This is a genomic window from Priestia sp. P5_B4, from assembly GCF_056400385.1.
The window spans coordinates 1-2,514 of record NZ_JBFULJ010000562.1; the positions used below are offsets into that span (position 1 = coordinate 1).

Below are 2,514 nucleotides of genomic sequence, written 5' to 3' on the forward strand. Positions count from 1 at the left end.
GTATCAGTTATTCAACAATGAGAAGGTATTTAGAGTATTTAGTATCTTGTAAAGAAATGCAGGTGGAAATAGTGTATGGAAGTGTAGGGAGGCCTGAGCGAAAATACCGAGTAACTAATTTTGCATAAAAACGAGATAGCGGACAAAGAACCGCTATCTCGTTTTTATGTAGAAATGATGCATGAAAAAAATGAAAAGAATTACTTTTATAAAAGATATTAAACTTATGGTGGTTATCTATGAACCTGCTTTAACAAGTGATACCTTTTTAATAACGTGTAGCAAACAAAAATGAAAACGTTATCAAGAAGGAGGAAGAATATCGATGCTTTCTTTATTAGGATTTTTAATGGTTGCAGTATTCATGTATTTAATTATGTCAAAGCGACTTACCCCAATGGTTGCTCTTATCATTATTCCAATTATATTTGGTTTAATAGGCGGTTTTGCTAGCGGAATGGGACCTATGATGCTAGAGGGTGTAAAAGATATTGCTCCTACAGCTATTATGATTTTATTTGCTATTTTATATTTTGGATTAATGATTGATTCAGGATTATTTGACCMTCTCGTTTCCTTCATTTTAAAGATTGTAAAAGGAGATCCTCTAAAAATCGTCGTCGGAACTGCTGTGCTTTCAATGATGGTTGCTTTAGATGGCGATGGAACTACTACCTATATGATAACGGTCTCTTCTTTGCTTCCATTATATAAACGCCTAGAAATGAATCTGCTTATCTTAGCAGGAGTTGCGATGCTATCTATGGGAGTTATGAATATGACTCCGTGGGGAGGTGCTTCTGCTATGGCTATGAGTTCATTAAATTTAGATTCGTCTCAGTTATTTTTGCCTTTAATACCTGTAATGGGTTTTGGACTTCTATGGGTGCTATTTGTTTCTGTTGTCCTTGGAAGAAGGGAAAGAAAAAGGTTAGGAGTTATCAATATTAAACATTCTGCAAATGAAATCGCACATGCAGATGAATTAGAGGGAACAGCGCAACATTTAGACTATCGACGTCCTAAGTTAGTATGGTTTAATTTTCTCCTTACCGTTAGTCTTATGGTGTGCTTAATTATGGACTTTATGTCGCTAATGCTTTTGTTCATGGTAGCGTTTGCTATTGCATTATTAATAAATTATCCAAACATCAAAGATCAACAGCAGCGAATTTCATCTCATGCAAATAATGCGGTAGCCGTCGTTTCAATTGTTATTGCAGCAGGTATTTTTACAGGAATTATGTCTGGAACAAAGATGATTGATGCTATGGCAAATACACTTGTAGGAATAATCCCAGATGCAATGGGTCCTTTTTTGCCAGTTGCAGTAGCATTTTTAAGTGCTCCTTTTACATTTTTTATGTCTAATAATGCCTTTTATTTTGGCGTATTGCCAATTATTGCTCAAGCTGCCGAAAGTTATGGCATTAGCGCAGCTGAAATTGGAAGAGCTGCTATCTTAGGACAACCTGTTCACGTGATAAGTCCCTTGGTAGCAGCAGCTCACTTATTAATTGGAATGGTAGGAATTGAATTTAGTGATTTGCAACGCTTTTTAATTAAGTGGGCGCTAGGAACTACGGCAGTGATGACAATAGCTGCATTAATTTTAGGCGTTATTTCTATTTGATAAAAAAAGACCCCGAAGGGTCTTTTTTTATACTCTTACGTTGAACTAGACTGTTCGCTGCAGCTGCTTTTTTTAAAATAGAACTTATAAATTAAAAATCCGCATACAGCCACTACCGCTGCAATTAAAATATAGGTTTGTGCATCTGAAATAAAAGATTGAATGGACTTAAAGTTTCCGATTTGCCCTAACCAAAGCATGGCAATATTCAAAGGAAAGATACCAAGAAATGTGAGCAGAGCAAACGGCATAGGTTTCACTTTAGATAACCCTGAAAGATAGGAAATGTAGTTTCCGAGCCCTAAAGGACGAGCAATCGCAATACTCCATAATCCGCATTTTTTAAACCATTTTTGTGATTTCTCAAATGCTTTTTTCTTTTTTGATAATTTTTTCTTTACCTTATCCTCTAATTTATAGCCTATCCCATACGGTATAAAACTAAAAGCTGTATAAACGGCGCTTCCTGCAAGAGCGATTAATAACAATTTCACTATGTGCATGTTTAATAAGTATCCGTAGGTAAGGGTGAGAAGAGAACCGGGAAACGGCAGGGAGGAAGCCTCAATGGCCAGTCCGCTTAAAAGTCCCCAAATTCCAAATTGTTTCAGTAAGTCTGTTATGAAATGTAGCATAAGATCGCCTCTTTTTCTGTGTCATAACATTCAAATACCCATCTATATGTTCGGAAAAACTTATAAAAGAAAAGAAAATAAAGGAAGAAAGCGGGATGTGACAGAAAAAATTGGCTTGTATAAGGAAAAAGGAAGGAAGTGTATTTTATAGCTTTTACTCGAAATAAAATTATAGAAAAAAAATAATTGAAGATGAATTTTTAAATAAACTACGACTTTTATTCATAGTTTTGATTCCTTTTATTC

General features: G+C 35.2%; 2 protein-coding genes and 1 pseudogene. 2 read left to right on the forward strand and 1 reads right to left on the reverse strand.

Going from position 1 to position 2,514, the window contains the following annotated elements; genetic code table 11:
- Positions 1–128, forward strand: a pseudogene (locus AC1DRF_RS22955) (response regulator); the annotation flags it as partial.
- 197 nt (positions 129–325) lie between these two features.
- Positions 326–1,633, forward strand: a complete 1,308-nt coding sequence (locus AC1DRF_RS22960) for a CitMHS family transporter (protein ID WP_477741776.1) — start codon at positions 326–328, stop codon at positions 1,631–1,633.
- 35 nt (positions 1,634–1,668) lie between these two features.
- Here AC1DRF_RS22960 and AC1DRF_RS22965 read toward each other — a convergent pair whose 3' ends face one another.
- On the reverse strand, positions 1,669–2,268 hold the full coding sequence (locus AC1DRF_RS22965) for a DedA family protein (RefSeq protein WP_014460120.1): 600 nt from the start codon (positions 2,266–2,268) through the stop codon (positions 1,669–1,671).
- Between the last annotated feature and the right edge of the window lie 246 nt (positions 2,269–2,514).